This window comes from Nocardioides sp. Z35_8, from assembly GCF_059621125.1.
In genome coordinates, this window is the sequence record NZ_JCAQIE010000001.1 from 711,470 (window position 1) to 729,172 (window position 17,703).

The 17,703-nt window shown below is 72.9% G+C and carries 21 protein-coding genes; 16 read left to right on the forward strand and 5 right to left on the reverse strand.

All coding sequences use genetic code 11. The annotated features are described in order from the left end of the window. The first annotated feature begins 69 nt into the window (after positions 1-69). The 3 genes from AC54T2_RS03400 to AC54T2_RS03410 all read left to right on the forward strand — a co-directional run bounded on the left by AC54T2_RS03400 (position 70) and on the right by AC54T2_RS03410 (position 3,384). Positions 70-597 carry a hypothetical protein gene (locus AC54T2_RS03400; protein ID WP_496665523.1) on the forward strand — a complete coding sequence of 176 codons (528 nt, stop codon included), beginning with the start codon at positions 70-72 and terminating at the stop codon, positions 595-597. A 206-nt stretch (positions 598-803) separates the two neighbouring features. Next, positions 804-1,352 carry a PadR family transcriptional regulator gene (locus AC54T2_RS03405; RefSeq protein WP_496665524.1) on the forward strand — a complete coding sequence of 183 codons (549 nt, stop codon included), beginning with the start codon at positions 804-806 and terminating at the stop codon, positions 1,350-1,352. A gap of 1 nt (position 1,353) precedes the next feature. Beyond that, complete coding sequence (locus AC54T2_RS03410) at positions 1,354-3,384, forward strand: NADPH-dependent 2,4-dienoyl-CoA reductase (RefSeq protein WP_496665525.1); 2,031 nt, start codon at positions 1,354-1,356, stop codon at positions 3,382-3,384. 45 nt (positions 3,385-3,429) lie between these two features. On the opposite strand, the gene AC54T2_RS03415 is transcribed toward AC54T2_RS03410, so the two are convergent. Beyond that, on the reverse strand, positions 3,430-3,849 hold the full coding sequence (locus AC54T2_RS03415) for a CBS domain-containing protein (RefSeq protein ID WP_186339519.1): 420 nt from the start codon (positions 3,847-3,849) through the stop codon (positions 3,430-3,432). A 214-nt stretch (positions 3,850-4,063) separates the two neighbouring features. Between AC54T2_RS03415 and AC54T2_RS03420 the strand changes: the two genes are divergently transcribed. From AC54T2_RS03420 to AC54T2_RS03445, 6 genes are all read left to right on the forward strand, one after another. Further along, positions 4,064-5,743, forward strand: coding sequence for a long-chain-fatty-acid--CoA ligase (locus AC54T2_RS03420; RefSeq protein WP_277395304.1), 1,680 nt, complete (start codon positions 4,064-4,066; stop codon positions 5,741-5,743). A gap of 76 nt (positions 5,744-5,819) precedes the next feature. Next, positions 5,820-6,311, forward strand: a complete 492-nt coding sequence (locus AC54T2_RS03425; protein WP_186339521.1) for a DUF1360 domain-containing protein — start codon at positions 5,820-5,822, stop codon at positions 6,309-6,311. Between the two features lie 255 nt (positions 6,312-6,566). Next, entirely contained in the window at positions 6,567-7,799 is a 1,233-nt protein-coding gene (locus AC54T2_RS03430; protein ID WP_186339522.1) for a monooxygenase, read from the forward strand. Between the two features lie 33 nt (positions 7,800-7,832). Beyond that, on the forward strand, positions 7,833-8,564 hold the full coding sequence (locus tag AC54T2_RS03435) for a response regulator transcription factor (protein WP_496665526.1): 732 nt from the start codon (positions 7,833-7,835) through the stop codon (positions 8,562-8,564). Next, on the forward strand, positions 8,561-10,000 hold the full coding sequence (locus tag AC54T2_RS03440; RefSeq protein ID WP_496665527.1) for a HAMP domain-containing sensor histidine kinase: 1,440 nt from the start codon (positions 8,561-8,563) through the stop codon (positions 9,998-10,000). Before AC54T2_RS03435 ends, AC54T2_RS03440 begins: the two co-directional genes overlap by 4 nt. A 226-nt stretch (positions 10,001-10,226) precedes the next feature. Further along, positions 10,227-11,438: an AI-2E family transporter gene (locus AC54T2_RS03445; RefSeq protein ID WP_186339525.1), complete on the forward strand. Its 1,212-nt coding sequence runs from the start codon at positions 10,227-10,229 to the stop codon at positions 11,436-11,438. 52 nt (positions 11,439-11,490) lie between these two features. On the opposite strand, the gene AC54T2_RS03450 is transcribed toward AC54T2_RS03445, so the two are convergent. Beyond that, positions 11,491-12,327, reverse strand: a complete 837-nt coding sequence (locus AC54T2_RS03450; RefSeq protein ID WP_496665528.1) for an MOSC domain-containing protein — start codon at positions 12,325-12,327, stop codon at positions 11,491-11,493. A 127-nt stretch (positions 12,328-12,454) separates the two neighbouring features. On the opposite strand from AC54T2_RS03450, the gene AC54T2_RS03455 reads away from it, so the two are divergent. Beyond that, on the forward strand, positions 12,455-12,772 hold the full coding sequence (locus tag AC54T2_RS03455; RefSeq protein WP_186339527.1) for a hypothetical protein: 318 nt from the start codon (positions 12,455-12,457) through the stop codon (positions 12,770-12,772). A 3-nt stretch (positions 12,773-12,775) separates the two neighbouring features. Here AC54T2_RS03455 and AC54T2_RS03460 read toward each other — a convergent pair whose 3' ends face one another. Then, positions 12,776-13,360 carry a hypothetical protein gene (locus AC54T2_RS03460; RefSeq protein ID WP_489976314.1) on the reverse strand — a complete coding sequence of 195 codons (585 nt, stop codon included), beginning with the start codon at positions 13,358-13,360 and terminating at the stop codon, positions 12,776-12,778. Between the two features lie 120 nt (positions 13,361-13,480). Here AC54T2_RS03460 and AC54T2_RS03465 point away from each other — a divergent pair, with 120 nt between their 5' ends. The 3 genes from AC54T2_RS03465 to AC54T2_RS03475 are packed head-to-tail and all read left to right on the forward strand — an operon-like array spanning position 13,481 to position 14,403. Next, entirely contained in the window at positions 13,481-13,630 is a 150-nt protein-coding gene (locus AC54T2_RS03465; RefSeq protein WP_496665529.1) for a hypothetical protein, read from the forward strand. 54 nt (positions 13,631-13,684) lie between these two features. Further along, positions 13,685-14,089, forward strand: coding sequence for a VOC family protein (locus AC54T2_RS03470; RefSeq protein WP_186339529.1), 405 nt, complete (start codon positions 13,685-13,687; stop codon positions 14,087-14,089). Then, the gene (locus AC54T2_RS03475) at positions 14,086-14,403 is read left to right on the forward strand and encodes a winged helix-turn-helix transcriptional regulator (RefSeq protein WP_186339530.1); all 318 of its coding nucleotides are present in this window, start codon (positions 14,086-14,088) and stop codon (positions 14,401-14,403) included. Before AC54T2_RS03470 ends, AC54T2_RS03475 begins: the two co-directional genes overlap by 4 nt. On the opposite strand, the gene AC54T2_RS03480 is transcribed toward AC54T2_RS03475, so the two are convergent. Continuing rightward, positions 14,375-14,761 carry a cupin domain-containing protein gene (locus tag AC54T2_RS03480; protein ID WP_489976315.1) on the reverse strand — a complete coding sequence of 129 codons (387 nt, stop codon included), beginning with the start codon at positions 14,759-14,761 and terminating at the stop codon, positions 14,375-14,377. The two genes, AC54T2_RS03475 and AC54T2_RS03480, sit on opposite strands and share 29 nt — an antisense overlap. Before the next feature lie 135 nt (positions 14,762-14,896). Here AC54T2_RS03480 and AC54T2_RS03485 point away from each other — a divergent pair, with 135 nt between their 5' ends. The 3 genes from AC54T2_RS03485 to AC54T2_RS03495 all read left to right on the forward strand — a co-directional run bounded on the left by AC54T2_RS03485 (position 14,897) and on the right by AC54T2_RS03495 (position 16,839). Next, positions 14,897-15,367: a hypothetical protein gene (locus AC54T2_RS03485; protein ID WP_186339531.1), complete on the forward strand. Its 471-nt coding sequence runs from the start codon at positions 14,897-14,899 to the stop codon at positions 15,365-15,367. A 10-nt stretch (positions 15,368-15,377) separates the two neighbouring features. Further along, positions 15,378-15,983, forward strand: coding sequence for a M23 family metallopeptidase (locus AC54T2_RS03490; RefSeq protein WP_186339532.1), 606 nt, complete (start codon positions 15,378-15,380; stop codon positions 15,981-15,983). Between the two features lie 64 nt (positions 15,984-16,047). Beyond that, positions 16,048-16,839 (forward strand): alpha/beta fold hydrolase, encoded by a 792-nt coding sequence (locus AC54T2_RS03495; protein WP_496665530.1) that lies wholly within the window; start codon positions 16,048-16,050, stop codon positions 16,837-16,839. Here the strand turns inward: AC54T2_RS03495 and AC54T2_RS03500 are convergent. After that, entirely contained in the window at positions 16,829-17,677 is an 849-nt protein-coding gene (locus AC54T2_RS03500) for a fumarylacetoacetate hydrolase family protein (protein ID WP_186339534.1), read from the reverse strand. The genes AC54T2_RS03495 and AC54T2_RS03500 overlap by 11 nt on opposite strands. Between the last annotated feature and the right edge of the window lie 26 nt (positions 17,678-17,703).

Below are 17,703 nucleotides of genomic sequence, written 5' to 3' on the forward strand. Positions count from 1 at the left end.
ACGAGCCGACGGCGTGCGTATCGTCACCGAGGACGACATCGCCATCACCGTGATCACGAGGGCCACCTGATGAGCAACCAGACCCTGCTGGCCGCGACTGCCGAGACCGTGCGCGCCTTCGCCGCCCACGAGATCGACCTGGAGACGCTCCAGGCCGGGCTCCAGTCCGTCGTGACGCTGCTCGAGCGCACCGACTCGCCCGGCTCGTCCGAGGTGGCGAGGGTCGTGCGCAACGTCGAGGGCGACCTCGAGCTCATCAGGTTCACCGTGTTCGGCGACGAGGTGCATCCGGCAGCAATGACGGCCCTGAAGCCGTTGCGGGCGCACCTGCGCGCGGCCGGGGACGAGCACAACTGCCGAGCCTGCGGCTACCGGTGGCCGTCTCCGCCGTGGGGGGACGACGGGCGGAGCCCGGACTTCGACATCTGTCCGTGCTGCGAGGTCGAGGCCGGCTACGAGGACGTCACGCCCGCGGGCGCCCGGGCCTACCGCGCCGAGTGGCTGGCTCACGGCGCGCCGTGGCACGACGCGGGCACCCCGAACGACGGCCTCACCACCGAGGAGCGCCTGACCCACGTGCCCCCGGGCTTCGAGTGAGCCGAAGGGCGACGCCGAGCCGCGAGCTCGCGGAGCAGGACGAGCCCGACGACGCGGACCAACCCCCCTCGCCTCGACGGGGAGATCGTGGTGGATCCGAGCCACCCGGTGACTCGGAAGCTCCACGATCTCCGCCCGCGCCCGCCCCTCGCCCCGGGCGTACCAAAGGCTTGCAACTCGTTGCATAGGTCGGGCACGATGCGCGCATGGCCCTCGAGCACGCCCTCCTCGTCGCGTTGAGCGAGCGCCCGGCGAGCGGGCTCGAGCTGACCCGGCGGTTCGAGAAGTCGCTCGGCTTCTTCTGGCACGCCACCCACCAGCAGATCTACCGGGTGCTGGCGCGGATGGAGGCCGACGGCTGGGTCGCCGTGGAGGTGGTCGAGCAGGACGGCCGGCCCGACAAGCGGGTCCACACCCCGTCGGCCGAGGGCCGGCGGGTGCTCGCGGAGTGGCTGGCCACGCCCATGCCGATGGAGACCTTCCGCAGCGAGCTGGCCGTCAAGCTGCGCGGGGCGTCGTACGGCGACCGCGCGGTGCTGAGCGCCCACCTCGCCGACGCGCGCGCCGACCACGCCACCCGGCTCGCGCACTACGAGGCGCTCGAGCGCGAGCAGTTCCCCGACCCGGACGCCCTCGACGAGGCCGGGCTCGACCAGTGGCTGGTGCTGCGCGGCGGCATCCGCCTGGAGCGCTTCTGGATCGACTGGATCACCGACTACCTGCACGCCCACGACAGGGCCCACGAGAGGGACTGACATGACCCACCCCCGCTACCCCCACCTCCTCGAGCCGATCACCCTCGGCGCCGGGCCCGACGCGCTGACGCTGCGCAACCGCGTCGTCATGGGCTCGATGCACACCGGGCTCGAGGACCACCCGTGGGACATCGACAAGCTCGCGGCGTTCTTCGAGGAGCGGGCGCGCGGCGGCGTCGGCCTGATCATCACCGGCGGGTACGCCCCCACCAAGCGCGGCTGGCTCAAGCCGTTCGCCAGCGAGATGTCCAACCGCCTCCACGCGATGCGGCACCAGCGGATCACCGAGACGGTCCACGGGGCCGGCGGCGCGATCGCGCTCCAGGTGCTCCACGCCGGGCGCTACGGCTACCACCCGCTCTCGCAGAGCGCGTCGGACAAGAAGTCGCCGATCACGCCCTTCAAGCCCAGCGCCATGTCGAGCAAGGAGGTCGACCGCACCGCGACCGCCTTCGCCAAGAGCGTCGCGCTGGCCCGCAAGGCCGGCTACGACGCGGTCGAGATCATGGGCTCCGAGGGCTACCTGATCAACCAGTTCCTCGCCGCGCGCACCAACGACCGCGACGACGAGTGGGGCGGCTCCCCCGCGCGCCGGATGCACTTCGCGGTCGAGGTCGTACGCCGCTCGCGCGAGCTGGTCGGCGCCGACTTCCCCCTCGTCTACCGGATCTCGCTGCTCGACCTCGTCGAGGGCGGCCAGACCTGGGAGGAGACCGCCGAGCTCGCCCTGCACCTGCAGGCCGCCGGCGTCACCGTCTTCAACACCGGCATCGGCTGGCACGAGGCGCGGGTGCCGACGATCATCACCCAGGTGCCGCGCGGCGCGTGGCGCGCGCACACCGCCCGCCTGAAGGAGCTCGTCGACGTCCCCGTCTGCGCCTCCAACCGGATCAACACCCCCGAGCTGGCCGAGGAGATCCTCGCCGCCGGGGAGGCCGACCTCGTCTCGATGGCGCGCCCGCTGCTGGCCGACCCCGCGTTCGTCGCCAAGGCGATGGACGAGCGGGCCGACGAGATCAACACCTGCATCGCCTGCAACCAGGCCTGCCTCGACCACGTCTTCAGCAACGAGCGCGCCTCGTGCCTGGTCAACCCGCGCGCCTGCCACGAGACCGAGCTGGTGCTGATGCCCACGCTCCGCACGCAGACGGTGGCCGTCGTCGGCGCCGGTCCCGCCGGCCTCGCCGCGGCGACCAGCGCCGCCGAGCGCGGCTTCGCGGTGACGCTCTTCGAGAAGTCGCCCGAGCTCGGCGGCCAGTTCCGCCTGGCGATGGCCGTGCCGGGCAAGGAGGACTTCGCCGACACGCTGCGCTACTTCACCCGTCGCCTCGAGGTCCTCGGCGTCGACGTACGCCTCTCGACCGCCGCGACCGCCGCCGACCTCGCCGGCTTCGACCAGGTCGTCGTCGCGACGGGCGTCGAGCCGCGGATGCCGGAGATCCCCGGCATCGATCACCCCAGCGTGGCGTCGTACGCCGACGTGCTGAGCGGCGCGGTCGTCCCTGGCCGCCGGGTGGTCGTGATCGGCGCCGGCGGCATCGGCGTCGACGTGAGCGTCTTCCTCACCCACGAGGAGGAGGACCTCGAGGACTGGATGGCCCACTGGGGCGTCGGCGACCCGGCGCTGCACGAGGGCGGACTCACCGAGGCCAAGCCGCGCACCCCCGCCCGCGAGGTGACGCTGCTGCAGCGCAAGACCACGCCGATCGGCATCGGCCTCGGCAAGACGTCGGGCTGGGCGCACCGCGCGGTGCTCAAGCAGTCACACGTGACCCAGGTCCGCGGGGCGACCTACGACCGCATCGACGACGAGGGCCTCCACGTCACCGTCGACGGCGCCTCCCGCGTGCTCGAGGCCGACACGATCGTGGTGTGCGCCGGCCAGGACTCCGTGCGCGACCTCTACGACGACCTCGACCACGAGGCGACGCACGCACCCGCGGTGCACCTGATCGGCGGCGCCGACGTCGCCGCCGAGCTCGACGCCAAGCGGGCGATCAAGCAGGGCACCGAGGTGGTGGCCGCGCTGTGATCCGGGAGGGGTGAGCGGCTCACTCCACCGGCTCGAGGCCCCGGCTCACTCCCACGGGGCGGCGGCGGCGACGATCACACCGAAGAGGTCGCGCATCGAGACGATGCCGGCGATCTCGTCGCCGTCCATCACCGGCAGGTGCCGCACATCGGCCTCCACCATCCGGCGGGCGGTGTCGAGCACGTGGTCGTCGGGGCCCACGGTGACGAGATCGACGCTCATCACGTCGGCGGCCGTCACGTGCTCGGGGTTGGCGCCCTGGGCGAGGTGCTGCACGACGTCGCGCTCGGACACCAGTCCGGCGAGACGGTCGTTGTGCACCACGGCGACGACACCGACCCCCTCCGCGGCGAGCGCCTCGGCGACCTCCAGCAGGGACGTCGCCGTGCCCACCGTGGCCACGGGCCACACCATGACTCGGGCGACGGCGTCGGCGGGGTGGGCGGTGCTGGTGCTGGCGTACATGGTGACCTCCTGGTCTGTGTCTGGTGCTGACTCCAGCCTGCGTGCTCACCGGCAGGCGGGTCAGGGTCCTTGGTCCCCACCGGAGGGACCGAACTGCTCTCGAGGTCGCGGTGCGGGGCAGGAGCGGGTACGCCCTGCCGGACCCTGCTGTCCGAGCGATATCTTGGAAGCAGTCGCGATCCCCGTCCCGCGACACCCGAACGCGAGGAAAGCCGTGCCTGCTCGACAACCCCTCTGGGCAGACTCCTACGCACCCGGAGTGCCCCTGCACCTCGACTACGGCGACACCACGGTCCTCGACCTGTGGGAGAGCGCGGTGCGCGACCACCCGGACCGGCCGGCACTCGACTTCCTGGGCCGGGAGTCGACCTACGCCGAGGTCGACGAGGAGGTGCAGCGCGTCGCCGGCGGCCTGCACGCGCTCGGCGTACGCCCCGGCGACAACGTCGCGCTCGTCATGCCCAACTGCCCGCAGAACGTCATCGCGTTCGTCGCGGTGCTGCGCCTCGGCGCGACCGTGGTGGAGCACAACCCGCTCTACACCGCGGCCGAGCTGCGCTACCCGTTCGCCGACCACGGCGCCCGCGTCGCGATCGTGTGGGACAAGGTCGTGCCCGTCGTCGAGGGGCTCGTCGGCGAGACCCCGCTCGAGCGGATCGTCGCCGTCGACATGACCACCCGCCTGCCGTGGACCAAGCGGCTCGCGCTGCGCCTGCCGATCGCGAAGGCGCGCGCGGCCCGCGACCAGCTGACCTCGCCCGCCCCGCAGGCCACGCAGTGGTCCGAGCTGGCGTCCGCGGAGCCGATCGACGCGTCGCACCCCCGCCCCGGCAAGGACGACGTCGCTCTGCTGCTCTACACCTCCGGCACGACCGGCGTGCCGAAGGGCGTGCCGCTGCGGCACCGCAACCTCGTCGCCAACGTGCTCCAGGGCCGCGTCTGGGTCTCGGGCCTGCAGGAGGGCACCGAGACGTTCCTCGTCGCGCTGCCGATGTTCCACGCCTACGGCGTGACCGTCAGCGTGCTGCTCGGGGTGAGCCTGGCCGCCAAGCTGGTGCTGCTGCCCAAGCCCGAGATCGGGCTGATCATGGAGGCCATCGAGCGCGACGTGCCGAGCTTCGTGCCCGCCGTGCCGCCGCTCTACCAGCGCATCGTCGACGAGGCCGAGCGCCGCAACGTCTCGATCCGCGGCATCCGCTACGCCCTCTCGGGGGCGATGCCGCTGCCGGCCGCGCTCGTGGAGCGGTGGGAGGCGGCCACCGGAGGGCTGCTCGTCGAGGGCTACGGCCTGACCGAGACCTCGCCGGTGATCGTCGGCAACCCGATGACGAAGGCGCGCCGGCCCGGCTCGATCGGCGTGCCCTTCCCCGACGTCGAGATCCGCGTCGCCGACCCCGAGGACCTCGACCGCGACGTCCCGCAGGGCGAGCGCGGCGAGCTGCTGGTGCGGGGCCCGCAGGTCTTCTCCGGATACCGCGGGATGCCCGAGGAGACCGCCGTGGCGTTCCACGACGGCTGGTTCCGCACCGGTGACGTGGTCACCATGTCGCCCGACGGCTTCCTGACGATCGTCGACCGCATCAAGGAGATCATCATCACCGGGGGGTTCAACGTCTATCCCTCCGAGGTCGAGGCGGTGCTCCGCACCCATGCCGGCGTCGTCGACGTGGCGGTCGTCGGCATGCCGCACGAGGACGGCGGCGAGGAGGTCGTCGCCGCGGTGGTGCTCGTGGAGGGGGTGCCGGTGCAGCCCGACGAGCTGCGCGCCCACACCCGCGAGGGCCTGACGCCCTACAAGGTGCCGCGCCGGGTCGTCTTCATGGACGAGTTGCCGACCAACCCGATGGGCAAGGTGCTGCGCCGCGAGGTCGCGACGCGGCTGCACGACTCCTGAGCCCGGCTCCGGCCGCTGTGACCTGATCGGCCGGCACACGTGTCATCGTCGGGGCGGGTACGGGGTACGGACGCGCATGACCCAGCTCCTCGACGCCTCCCGCTACGACCCGGACGGCGCAGTCGACCTCCGCGGCTACACCGGCAGCATGGCGGTCTACGTCGCCGCAGTGGGCGGGTTGCTGCTCCTCGGCCGCGGCACGGGACGCTCGCTCCCCGAGCGCTACTCCCTCACGGACCTCACCCTCGGCGGGATCGCCACGCACAAGCTGACGCGGCTGCTCAGCCGCTCGTCGGTCGCCAGCCCGCTGCGCGCGCCGTTCACCGAGTTCGACGCGGCCGCGGGATCGGGCGAGCACGTGGAGTCGTCGCGCGGCGAGCACGGCGTACGCCACACCGTGGGCGAGCTGCTGACCTGCCCGTTCTGCCTGGGCGTCTGGGTGGGCACGGCCTACGTCGCCGGGATGGCGTTCGCGCCCCGGCCGACCCGTGCCGCCGCGGCCGTGCTCACCGTGGTCGGCGCGTCCGACGCCCTCCAGCACGGCTACTCGCGCCTGCGCGGCGACTGAGCCACTCGCGCCGGGAACCCCTGCCGATGTGGTCGGACCACTGTGGTCGTCGACGTGTGCCATCGCCGCCATGGAGACACTCTTCCAGGGCCCACTGACACTGGGTCCGGGTCGCGGCGGAGGCCGCTCCATCCTCTGACCTGAGGGGCCCGAGACCGACTCCGGGCCGTCTCATCGCTCTAACAGGTGTCTAAGTTTCGCTCGGTAGGACGTAGGCCTCAGACAGACGAGGCACTACGAAGCAGGAGGCCAGTCATGGCAGTCAACGCGGCGCCGTCCGGTGCATGGCGGAGGTTCACGGCGGCCACCACGGTGCTCGCGACGGCGTTGGCCGTCGCCGCCTGCAGCTCGGACGCCGACGACGACACGGCGCCCCCCGGAGACGCCTCGCACAGCATGCACGCGGGCGGGTCGTCGGCTCCCCCGCAGCCGCTGCGCGCCGGCGAGCGGTTCGTCGAGCTGAGGATGGCGGAGGCCTACACGCCCGAGCCGCCGGAGGGCGCCCTGGACGAGTACCGGTGCCAGGTGCTCGATCCGGGCCTGACCGAGGAGGCGTTCCTGACCGGGACCCAGGTCATGCCGGAGAACGTCGCCATCGCGCACCACGGCATCGTGTACGCCGTGCCGCCGCGCGACGCCGACGCGGTGCGCGAGCAGGACGCGAGGACTCCCGGCCTCGGCTGGCGGTGCTTCGGCGGGACCGGCGTCGAGGGAGCCGACGTGGAGGACGACGACGAGGGCGCCGACCCGGGCGCGGCGTGGGTGGACACCTGGGCGCCGGGCGCCGCCGAGACGCTGCTCGACCAGGACGCCGGCTTCAAGCTCGAGCCGGGCAGCCTGATCGTCTTCCAGATGCACTACAACCTGCTCGCGACCGACGGCGAGCCGGCCGGGTCGGACCGCTCGGCGGTGCGCCTGCGCCTGACGGACGGAACGCCGCAGACACGGGAGCTCGAGACGTGGTCGCTCGACGCGCCGACCGACCTACCCTGTGCCGCGGGCGAGTCGGGTCCGCTGTGTGACCGGGCGGCCTCGATCGCGGACGTGACGAAGCGGTTCGGGCCGGAGGTCGGCGAGTTCGCGGACGAGCAGGTGGAGGAGTGCAACGAGGGCGGCGTGCCGACGCCCGGTGACACCCAGGTCTGCGACCACGTGGTGGAGGAGCCGGTGACCGTGTTCGCCGGTTTCGGTCACATGCACATGCTCGGGCGGTCCTTGAAGGTCGAGCTCAACCCGGGCACGCCGCAGGCCAAGGTCCTGCTGGACGTGCCGCAGTTCGACTTCGACGACCAGCACATGGTGAGGCTGCCGTCGCCCGTGGAGGTCGATGCGGGGGACACCCTGCGGGTGACGTGCACGCACGACGCCGGGTTGCGCCAGCAGGTGCCCCAGCTGAGCAAGCTGCCGCCGCGATACGTGGTGTGGGGCGACGGCACCGGCGACGAGATGTGCATCGGCATCATGACGGTCTCCCCCCGCGAGCCCTGATGAGGCGAACACGGGGCAGGTGGATCGGGGACAATGAGCGGCAGGAGCATCGACGGGAGAGGGCGGGCCGGCGTGCGGATCATGATCGCGGACGACGAGGCCGCCATCCGTGAATCGCTGGAGCGCGTGCTCCGGGTCGAGGGCTATGACACCAGCACCGTCGCCAACGGTCTCGCCGTCCTCGACGGGGTCGGGGGGGCCGGCAGTGACCCGCTGGACCTGCTGATCCTCGACGTGATGATGCCCCGCCTCGGCGGGATCGAGACCTGCAGGCGGTTGCGAGCCGCGGGCCAGGACCTGCCGGTGTTGATGCTGACCGCTCGTGACCAGGTCTCCGACCGCGTCGAGGGGCTGGACGCGGGCGCCGACGACTACCTGCCCAAGCCGTTCGCCACCGAGGAGCTGCTGGCCCGGGTGCGGGCCCTGCTTCGCCGACGCACGGCGACCGACGAGGAGTCGCAGGTCCTGTCGTTCGCCGACGTCCGCCTCGATCCCGACAGGTTCGAGGCGTGGCGCGGCGGACGGCCGCTGCGCCTGACCCGGACGGAGTTCTCCCTCCTGCAGGTGCTCATGGCCAACGCGACCCGGGTGGTGACCCGCGAGATGCTGTTCGAGGCGATCTGGGGCTTCGACATGAGCGCCACCGCCAACAACCTCCAGGTCTACGTGAGCTACCTGCGCCGCAAGATGGAGGCCGGGGGTCAGCCGCGACTGATCTACACGCTGCGCGGCCTGGGCTACGCGTTGCGCGAGACTCCTCCATGAGCAGACCCACGGGCCGGGAGCCGCGCCCGCTGACCCGGTGGTGGCGCGGGCGGTCCCTGCGCACCAGGCTGACGGTGATCGCGGCGACGGCCATCGCGGTCAGCGTGTTCGTGGCCTTCCAGCTGGCCAGCGAGCTGCTGGACCGGGAGCTGCGGGACAGCCTCGAGGACCAGCTGCGCGCCGACTCCCGCGTCCTGGCGACGGCCGCCGAGCGCGCCGGTCTGGCTCAGGTGGAGCTGCCGCCGTATCCCGGATCCGGTCGCCTGGTGCGGGTCCTCCTGCCCGACGGCTCGACCCGGACGCCGGCCGGCCAGCCCGCCCTGCCCCCGGTCACCGAGCAGGCCCGGCGGGTCGCGCCGGCCGGCCTGATGGAGTCGGACGACCCCGAGGAGGGCTACGTGATCCACACCCGGCGGGCGGGTGCCGGTGCGGTCCAGGTGGCCCGCGCCGCCGACGACAGCCCGATCAACCGGTTCGGGTTCGGCATGCTGATGGTCGGGCTGCTCTGCGTGGTCGGCGGCGCCTTCGTCGGGCGGACCGTGGCGCGGGCCGGGCTGGCACCGATCGACCGGCTGACCGCCGCCGCGGTGCGTGTCGCGGACACGGGGGATCTCGACGCCGACATCCCGGACGAGGGCGGTGGGGAGATCCGGCGGCTGATCCGGTCGATCAACGACATGCTCGCCGCGCTCCGGGACTCCCGTCGGGCCCAGCGGCTGCTCGCCGAGGACGCCGCCCACGAGCTCAAGACCCCGCTCACCAGCCTGCGCCTCAACGTCGAGCTGCTGATCCGGCTCGATCGGCGCGGGACCCTGGACAGCGCACTGCCGGCGGAGAGCCGGACCCTGCTGCTCAACGACCTCGGCGCCCAGGTGGCCGAGCTGAGCACCCTTGCCGCCGAGCTCACCGACCTGGCGCGTGGTGACATCACCGACGAGAGCGCCGAGCTGCTCGACCTCGCCGACGTGGTGGTGGCCGCCGCGGCCCTGGCGCGTTCCCGCGCGCCCGACGTCGAGATCGCGCTCGACGTGACCTCCGTGTGGGTGGGCGGGCGTCCCGCCGCGCTCCAGCGGGCGGTCCTCAACCTCATCGACAACGCCGGCAAGTGGTCCCCTGCGGACGAGCAGGTCCAGGTCAGGCTCCGTGCCGAAGGCGCGTCCGCGGTGCTCGAGGTCGACGACGCCGGGCCGGGCATCGACGCCGCCGACCTGCCGCGGGTGTTCGACCGGTTCTACCGGGCCGACAGCGCCCGGGCGTTGCCCGGATCCGGCCTCGGCCTGTCGATCGTGCAGCGGGTCGTCGCCGCCCACGGCGGCCGGGTGACCGCCGCCCGCTCCGCACGCGGAGGCGCGCTGCTTCGAGTCGACCTTCCGACGGCGTCCCCGCCCACCCCGATCGCGCGGATCACCGCCGCGGAGGACGGCCCGGTGCGCTGACCCGCCCCGACGGCGGACGATCACCCGGACACCGGCAGCCACCGACGGTCCGCGTGCCTGAGCGCCTGCCAGCGCTGAATCCCTCGGGCGTCGCAGGACATCGACGGACTCGACGGATGACGGAACCTCACGACGCCGTTGCTGCGGAGACTGCCGCTGTGCCACCAGCAGATCGGCACCCGCACAGGCGTGCCGCTCATGCGCCGTCCAGATGGATACTCATGGCGTGAAGCTCTTCACCAGGAAGCTCTCGTCCGGGCGCGGCTCGCAGGCTCCGCCTCCCCCCGACCCACAGACTGCTCCGCCGACCCCACCCGTCGCGGTGCCGTCGTACCCGCCGTCGCGGGAGGAGACCATCGGTGCGGGTGTGGCCTGGACCGCACGCTGGAGCCTGCGGCTGGCTGCCATCGTTCTCGGCGCGGTTCTCCTGGGATACGTCATCAGATATGCCTGGGTCATCCTCTTCCCGGTGCTGATGGCACTGGTCCTGTGCACCGTCCTGTCGCCCGTCGCCAGGTTCCTGCGGACCAAGGCGCACCTGCCGAACGCCCTGGCAGCCGCCGCGACGTTGCTCGGCGCAGTCGCGATCGTCGTCGCGGTGGGCTTCACCATCGCGCCGTCCGTGGCGGCACAGAGTGGTGACATCGTCGACAGCGCCAGTGACGGACTCGAACGCGTGCAGGAGTGGGTCCAGGAATCGGACTTCGTGTCGAAGGAGCAGATCGACGCCGCCCTGCAGGCACTGCAGGAACGGCTCGCGGGCTCCGCCAGCAGCATCGCCTCCGGAGTCCTCACCGGCGTCTCAGCAGTCACGAACGGCGTCATCAACCTCGTGCTCGTTCTCATCCTCAGCTTCTTGTTCCTCAAGGACGGGAGGCGCTTCCTGCCCTGGGTCGGTCGCCTGGCGGGGCACACCGCGGGACACCACCTGCAGTCCGTCGGGCAACGGGCCTGGGACACCCTGGGCGGGTTCATCCGCACCCAGGCGCTGGTCTCGTTGATCGACGCCGTGCTGATCGGCGGCGGGCTGCTCCTCATCGGCGTGCCGCTGGCGGTGCCACTCGCCATCATCACGTTCTTCGCCGGATTCATCCCGATCGTGGGCGCGTTCGCGTCCGGCCTCCTCGCCGTGCTCATCGCGCTCGTCTCCAACGGCACGACCGGCGCTCTCCTCGTCCTGGCGCTGGTCGTCGCCGTGCAACAGCTCGAGGGCAACGTGCTCTCGCCGTTCCTCCAGTCGAAGTCGATGGACCTGCACGCGGCCGTGGTGCTGCTCGCGGTCACCCTCGGCGGCACCCTGTTCGGCGTCACCGGTGCGTTCTTCGCAGTCCCGGTGACAGCAGTGCTGGCTGTTGTCGTGCGCTACCTCGACGACGTCGTCACCCAACGCTCCCGAGAACGACCCCCGCCTGCCGTCGCACCGCCTCCCGCCCCATAGGAAGGGTCAACGGCGCAGGCGAGGCATCGGTCCGCCCTGCCCGCGTACGGCCTCAGCGGACCTCGACGGGATCGCCGACGCTGATCTGACCGGTGGTGTCCGGGATCAGGTTGACCGCGAACAGGGTCTTCCGACCGACCCGCCGGTGCTTGGCCAGGGTGCGGATCGGCTCCTTGCCCGTCTGCAGCGAGTCGGGATCGAGCGTCGTCATCACGCACCGGGCATTGAGCTTGGCGGCCCGGAACCGCACGTCCCCGATGACCACCGAGCTCCAGTGGTCCTCGGCGAAGGGCTGGTCGCCGTCCACCACGATGTTGGGCCGGAAGCGCTCCATCGGAAGCGGCGGGGGCGGGTCCTCGCCGCGCTGGACCGCACCCTCGGCGATCCAGTCGTTGAGCTGGCGCAGGGAGGCGAGCGACGCGATGGTGACCGGATAGCCGTCGGCGAACGCCGTGAAGTCCTCAGGCCGGGAGTGCTCGGGGTCCAGGCTGCGCCGGGTCGGCTCGTCGCACCAGAGCAGGCGGACGTCCTCGCGGCCCAGCACCGCCCGGAGCCACGCGTCAGCCTCTCGGCCGGCGGGAACGCCCTCGAGCTGCTGGCCGAACAGCCGGGTGCGCACCCGCTCCGCGCTCGGCGGGTCCAGGAGCAGGTCCGGCATCTCGTCGGCGCGCAGCCGCAGCCCTCGCTGCAGCGCGGGATCGGTGGCCGGCGTGTCGGCGACGATCCTGAACAGGGAGTGCGCCTCGCGGGCGGTGACCATCGTCCCCTCGCCGTCGACCACCATCCACGTCCGGTCGCTCTCGAGGCCGCCGAGCAGGACCCGCGCGCTGTCCACCGGCCGGATCGCCGTGCTCTTGACGGGGTGGATGGCGAGGCCGCTCACGAGCATGGCGTCAGCGTAGGCGAGAGCGGAGGACGGCATCCGCCCGAGAGGCGTACCGCTGCCCCCGCAGCTCGGCACCTCCGCCGGTGCCTAGGCTGGGACGGCCATCCCCGAGCACGAACCGAGGTCCCCTGTGCCCGCCACCCGATCTGCCCGACAGCGCAAGGCCAGCGCCGAGGCGGGACCGCTGGCCGTGGTCCGCATCGACGAGAGCCCCGACGGCTCGTACGCCTACACGATCTCGTGCACGCAGTGCGAGGTGCCGCGGCCCGGCACCGGCACCCGCGCCTGGGGCACGCGCCGGCCGGGCGAGGACAACGGCTACATGGCCGCGATGGACCGATGGATCCTGCACCTCACGTCCAAGCACCCCGACGCCGAGGCGCCGTGCCTGGCCTACCTGCCCGAGGCCCGCGCGCGTCTGCAGGAGCGACGCGACGCCAGAGGCTGACGCTCAGTCCAGGGCGGTGACGCAGATGGCGCGGATCACGAACCGGCTGACGACGGTGCCGCTGCCGTTCTCGACGACGGCGCCCCACTTGGATCCGTCCGCCGACGGGTACTCGGCGCGGACCAGGAAGGTGCTCGTCCCGACGTCCCGTCCCGCCGCGTTGAGCGCGCTGACGCCACCGCCGACCACCCTCTTCCCGGCGGGGCAGGCGACCTCGGCGCTCCCGAGGAAGAACCCGTCGACCGGGGTGGACCGCTCCACGATCTGGTAGCCGGACACGCCCGGGGCCCCGGCCGGCCCCCGCTCGCCGGCAGCGCCTGCGGCGCCGGCAGCACCGTTGGTCCCGTCGACGCCGTCCGAGCCCGGGACGCCCCGCTTGTTCCAGGTGACCGCCTGCTCGCCCCTGCGGCACGACTTCTTCGTGCCGACGAGGCGGAGGGAGCCGTCGCTCTTGCTGGCGCACGCCTTGACAGCGGACGTACGACCGGCGCCGGTCGCGGCGCCGACCGCCACGGTCAGCGTCGCGAGGAGTCCCAGGAGCAGGGCAGCGACGACGGTGGAGGTGGTGGGCGTCCGGGAGATGCGCATGGTGGGCTCCGGTGCTCGAAGGGCCGATGTCCGAACCTACGCCCGGGCAGCACCCGGTCGCCATCACCCAAATCGGTCACCGCGATGCCGGGGGCGGGAGGGTCGGCGCACCCCGACGGCATGCCCGGCAACTCGATGGCCGAGGCGGAGGAGTGGGTGACCGGCATCGACCACCCGGCCTCCGCGATCGACGACCAGACGGCGATCACGGTGGTCGACGGGGAGGTCCGCGTGGTGTCCGAGGGGCAGTGGACGCAGCTGCGGACCTGAGCCGACTCCCCCACCTCCTTGACGCGTCACTTGTATTTTGCAAGTGTCAATGCCATGAGCCTCTTCATCACCTGCCCGGTCGACAGCGTCGAGCGCGCGACCGCCTTCTACACCGCCCTCGGGTGGACCCTCAACCCGGAGATGTCCGACCACAACGTGTCGTGCTTCGCGATCGCGCCCGAGCAGTACGTCATGCTCGGCAGCCGCGAGATGTACGCGAGCGTCGGCGGCAGCGAGGAGCTGGTCGGCGCCCCCGACACGCCCTCCAAGGTCACGGTCTCGTTCGACCTCGGCAGCCGCGAGGCGGTCGATGCCGTCGTCGAGCGCGCCGGGGCCGCCGGCGGACGGATCGGGGACACCGACGACTACCCCTTCATGTACCAGCGACAGTTCGACGACCCCGACGGCTACCACTACTCCCCGTTCTGGATGAAGCCGGACGCCGACCCGACCGCGTGAGCGACCTCGCCGCGGCCCTCGGCGTCGTCGGGGCCCGGTGGGCCCTGCTCATCGTGGAGCGGCTGCTCGACGGGCCCCAGCGCTACGGCGACCTGCAGCGCGAGCTGGGCGTGCCGACCAACATGCTCGCGACGCGCCTGCGCGAGCTCGAGGCGGCCGGCGTCCTGACCCGACTGCCGCTGCGGCACAACACCCGGGCGTACGCGCTCACCGACCGCGGGCTCGCCCTGCGCGAGGCGATCGTCGCGCTCGGCCGCTGGGGCCAGGAGAACGCCGGACCGAGCGTCAGCGAGCCGCCGGACCGTCGACGTTGACGGTCGGAAGACCGCCACCGACGCGCGCGATCACGGCCAGCGACGGCTCCCGGCCGGGGTTGGACTCGCGGTGGACGGTCCAGGCCGGGACGTGGACGAAGTCGCCGGGGCCGGCATCGAGGTGGCCCTCGTGGCCCTCGAACTCCAGCCGCAGCACCCCGCGCACGACGTAGAGGCTCGACTCGTTGCGCTCGTGGTGGTGCCAGCCAGACACGGCACCGGGGTCCGTCGCGACCTGTCCGGCCCACAGCAGGGGCAGCTCGAAGGCCAGCTCACGGTGCATGCCGGGCGTCGGGTCGCCCGGCGCCAGGTCGGCCGGCGTGAAGACCCGCACGGGCCGGGGCAGCTCACCGCTCACCGCCCCAGCGTGCCACGGGCGGACCCTCCCCACGAGCGCGCCCGCGAAACCGATCGGCTCCCGGGGTTGTGTGGGCGCCACGTGGGGGTAACGGTAGAGCGAGTGCCCGTCCACGAAACCCACCCAGGAGAGCCCGTGTCCCTCACCCAGATCCCGCTTCGCCTCGCCACCGGTGCCTACATCCTCAACTCCGGCGTCAGCAAGCTGGGTGCCGACGAGGGCACGGCCCAGTTCCTCCACGGCGCCGCGGCCGGCGCCTACCCCGCCCTGTTCAAGGACATGGAGCCGGCGAAGTTCGCGCGGCTGCTCGCGTACAGCGAGATCGGTGTCGGGGCGGCGCTGCTGGCGCCCATGGTCCCCGCGACCGTGGCCGGGGCCGCGCTGACCGGCTTCGGCTGCAGCCTGGTCGGGATGTACCTGAGGACCCCGTCGATGACGCTCGACGACGGGATCCGCCCCAGCCAGGAGGGCATCGCGGTGGCCAAGGACGTGTGGCTGGTCGGCGGCGGGCTGACGCTGTTGAGCCAGGGGGTCGTCTCGGCGGCCAAGGCGGGCGCGAAGACCTCGAAGCGGGCCATCCGCAAGGCCTCGCCGCTGTCGAGCTGACCAAGCCCCCATGGACCTCGCGTTCCCGTTCACGGGGCGCTGGCTGACCCAGAACAGCCCCGCCGACCGGGTGCCCAGCCACGGCACCGCGCTGCTGGCCACCTCGTACGCCATCGACTTCGTCCCGGTCGACGAGGGCGGGCGGACCGCACCCGTCACGATCGGGTCGCTGGTCCGCCCCGAGCCGGCCGAGCGGTTCCCCGGCTTCGGGCGCCCCGTCCTCGCCCCCGTGTCGGGCGTGGTCGTGGGCGTGCACGGCACGGCGACCGACCACCCGTCCTACCGCGGCCTGCCGTCCGTGGGCTACGCCCTCACCCAGCGCCGCCGGGTCGCTGCGGGGTGGGAGGCGCTGGCCGGCAACCACGTCCTCGTCCGGACGGCCGAGGGGCCGGTGGTCGCGGTGTGCCACCTGCAACGCGACAGCCTCCAGGTGCGGCCGGGCGACCGGGTGGAGGTGGGCGAGGTGCTCGGGCGGTGCGGCAACTCGGGCAACAGCACCGAGCCCCACGTCCACCTCCAGGCGATGGACCGCGCGGACGTCGCGCAGGCCGCCGCCGTGCCGATCACGTTCGGCGGCCGGGTGCCCCACAACGGCGAGGTCGTCGACGCCGGGTAGCCCACGCCGACGCCGCCGGGCCGGGCGCAGCCGCCGCCGGACACCCCCGTCGTACAGTCGCGACATGGCACGCCTCCCCCTCCCCGGGCACCACCTCCTGGCGGCCGCCGGCACCCGCTCGCGGGCGCGGCACCACGCGGACCCCGCGGGGCTCGGCCTCCCGAGCGGACCACCGTCGGCGCGTACGACGCTCGGCGAGCTGGGCTCGGCGCTCGACGCCGCCCGCCTGGTCGGCGCCCTCCCGCGGCTGGCGACAGCACCGCGCGGCGACGGCCACCTCGTCGTGGACATCCCGGGGTGGAAGGCGCCCGAGCTCACCGGCGCACCCCTGCGCGGCTACCTCGCGCGGCTCGGCTACGACGCCCGCGGCTGGGGCTTCGGCACCAACACCGGCGACCCGCGCCGCGACGTCGAGCGGCTCTCGCGGCGGGTCCGTGATCTCGTGGACGAGACGGGTGCCCCCGCCTCGCTGGTCGGGTGGAGCCTGGGCGGCGTCATCGCGCGCGAGGTCGCCCGCCGCCACCCCGACGTCGTACGCCGCGTGGTCACCTACGGCACGCCGGTGACCGGTGGTGCGCGCCACACCAGCGTCGCCCGGGCCTCCAGCACCGGAGCCGATGCGGACGCCGACCGGGTGTCGCGCCGTCTCGATGCGTCCTCGCCGATCCGCGTGCCGCTCACGGTGCTGTTCTCCCGGCGCGACGGGGTGGTGGCGTGGCAGGCGTGCCTCGACCGGTCCACCCCCGGGGTCGAGCACGTCGAGGTCGGCTCGACCCACCTCGGGATGGGCTTCGACCCCGACGTGTGGACGGTGGTGGCCGACCGGCTGGCCCGGCCGGCCCCCGTCAGCCGCTGACCACCGGGTTGACCAGGCGGCCGATGCCGGGGATCCGGCACTCCGCGACGTCGCCCGCGCGCACGTGGATCGCGCCGGGCGTGCCGGTGGAGATGACGTCGCCCGGGAAGAGCGGCATCACCGCGCTGTGGAACGCGACGAGGAACGCCGGGCTGTAGCGCATGTGCGCGACGGTGTTGGTGCGCGCCTGGTCGCCGTTGACGACGGTGGACACCTCGACGTCGCCGATCGAGCCGAACCGCTCGAGGACCTCGGCCATCGGCACGATCTCGGGGCCGAAGGAGAAGAAGCCGGGGAAGTTCTTGGAGCGGGTGAGGAAGCGGGGGTTGCGCTGGAGGATGTCCTCGGCCGTCTGGTCGAGGATCGTGGTGACGCCGAAGACGTGGTCGAGGGCCTCCTCCTCGGAGACGTTGCGGCACTCGCGCCCGATGACCAGGCCCAGCTCGCCCTCCGCCGTGGTGCGCTCGCTCTGCGACGGGATCGGGATGTCGTCGCCCTGGCCGATGATGGTGTGGTCGCCCTTGATGAAGGAGGCCGGCTCGTCGGGCACCGACTCGGAGAGGTCGGCAGCGTGGTCGACGTAGTTGAGCCCGATGCCCCAGATCTTGCGGGGGCGCCGGTAGGGCGCGGTCCACGTGACGTCGGTGGACGGGCGGAACGACTCGGCGCCGGCCGAGGCGGCGGCGGCCACCAGGTCGTCGTAGAGGTCGTCCTCGATGACGCTCAGCAGCGAGGGCACCGGCCGGTCGGTGAGCGACGCGATCGGCACGACGCCGCGCTCGGGGTCGACGAGGACCGGGACGTCGGCGCCGCGGTCGAGGATGGTGGCGAGTCGCACGGGTGGTCTCCTGGGGGTGGTGGTGG

What these genes read in the sequence shown, in the direction of transcription:
- AC54T2_RS03400 (WP_496665523.1), top strand. Translation starts at nt 70, where the DNA reads ATGAGCAACCAGACCCTGCTGGCCGCGACTGCCGAGACCGTGCGCGCC.
- AC54T2_RS03405 (WP_496665524.1), top strand. Translation starts at nt 804, where the DNA reads ATGGCCCTCGAGCACGCCCTCCTCGTCGCGTTGAGCGAGCGCCCGGCG.
- AC54T2_RS03410 (WP_496665525.1), top strand. Translation starts at nt 1,354, where the DNA reads ATGACCCACCCCCGCTACCCCCACCTCCTCGAGCCGATCACCCTCGGC.
- AC54T2_RS03415 (WP_186339519.1), bottom strand. Translation starts at nt 3,849, where the DNA reads ATGTACGCCAGCACCAGCACCGCCCACCCCGCCGACGCCGTCGCCCGA.
- AC54T2_RS03425 (WP_186339521.1), top strand. Translation starts at nt 5,820, where the DNA reads ATGACCCAGCTCCTCGACGCCTCCCGCTACGACCCGGACGGCGCAGTC.
- AC54T2_RS03430 (WP_186339522.1), top strand. Translation starts at nt 6,567, where the DNA reads ATGGCAGTCAACGCGGCGCCGTCCGGTGCATGGCGGAGGTTCACGGCG.
- AC54T2_RS03435 (WP_496665526.1), top strand. Translation starts at nt 7,833, where the DNA reads ATGAGCGGCAGGAGCATCGACGGGAGAGGGCGGGCCGGCGTGCGGATC.
- AC54T2_RS03440 (WP_496665527.1), top strand. Translation starts at nt 8,561, where the DNA reads ATGAGCAGACCCACGGGCCGGGAGCCGCGCCCGCTGACCCGGTGGTGG.
- AC54T2_RS03450 (WP_496665528.1), bottom strand. Translation starts at nt 12,327, where the DNA reads ATGCTCGTGAGCGGCCTCGCCATCCACCCCGTCAAGAGCACGGCGATC.
- AC54T2_RS03460 (WP_489976314.1), bottom strand. Translation starts at nt 13,360, where the DNA reads ATGCGCATCTCCCGGACGCCCACCACCTCCACCGTCGTCGCTGCCCTG.
- AC54T2_RS03465 (WP_496665529.1), top strand. Translation starts at nt 13,481, where the DNA reads ATGCCCGGCAACTCGATGGCCGAGGCGGAGGAGTGGGTGACCGGCATC.
- AC54T2_RS03470 (WP_186339529.1), top strand. Translation starts at nt 13,685, where the DNA reads ATGAGCCTCTTCATCACCTGCCCGGTCGACAGCGTCGAGCGCGCGACC.
- AC54T2_RS03490 (WP_186339532.1), top strand. Translation starts at nt 15,378, where the DNA reads ATGGACCTCGCGTTCCCGTTCACGGGGCGCTGGCTGACCCAGAACAGC.
- AC54T2_RS03495 (WP_496665530.1), top strand. Translation starts at nt 16,048, where the DNA reads ATGGCACGCCTCCCCCTCCCCGGGCACCACCTCCTGGCGGCCGCCGGC.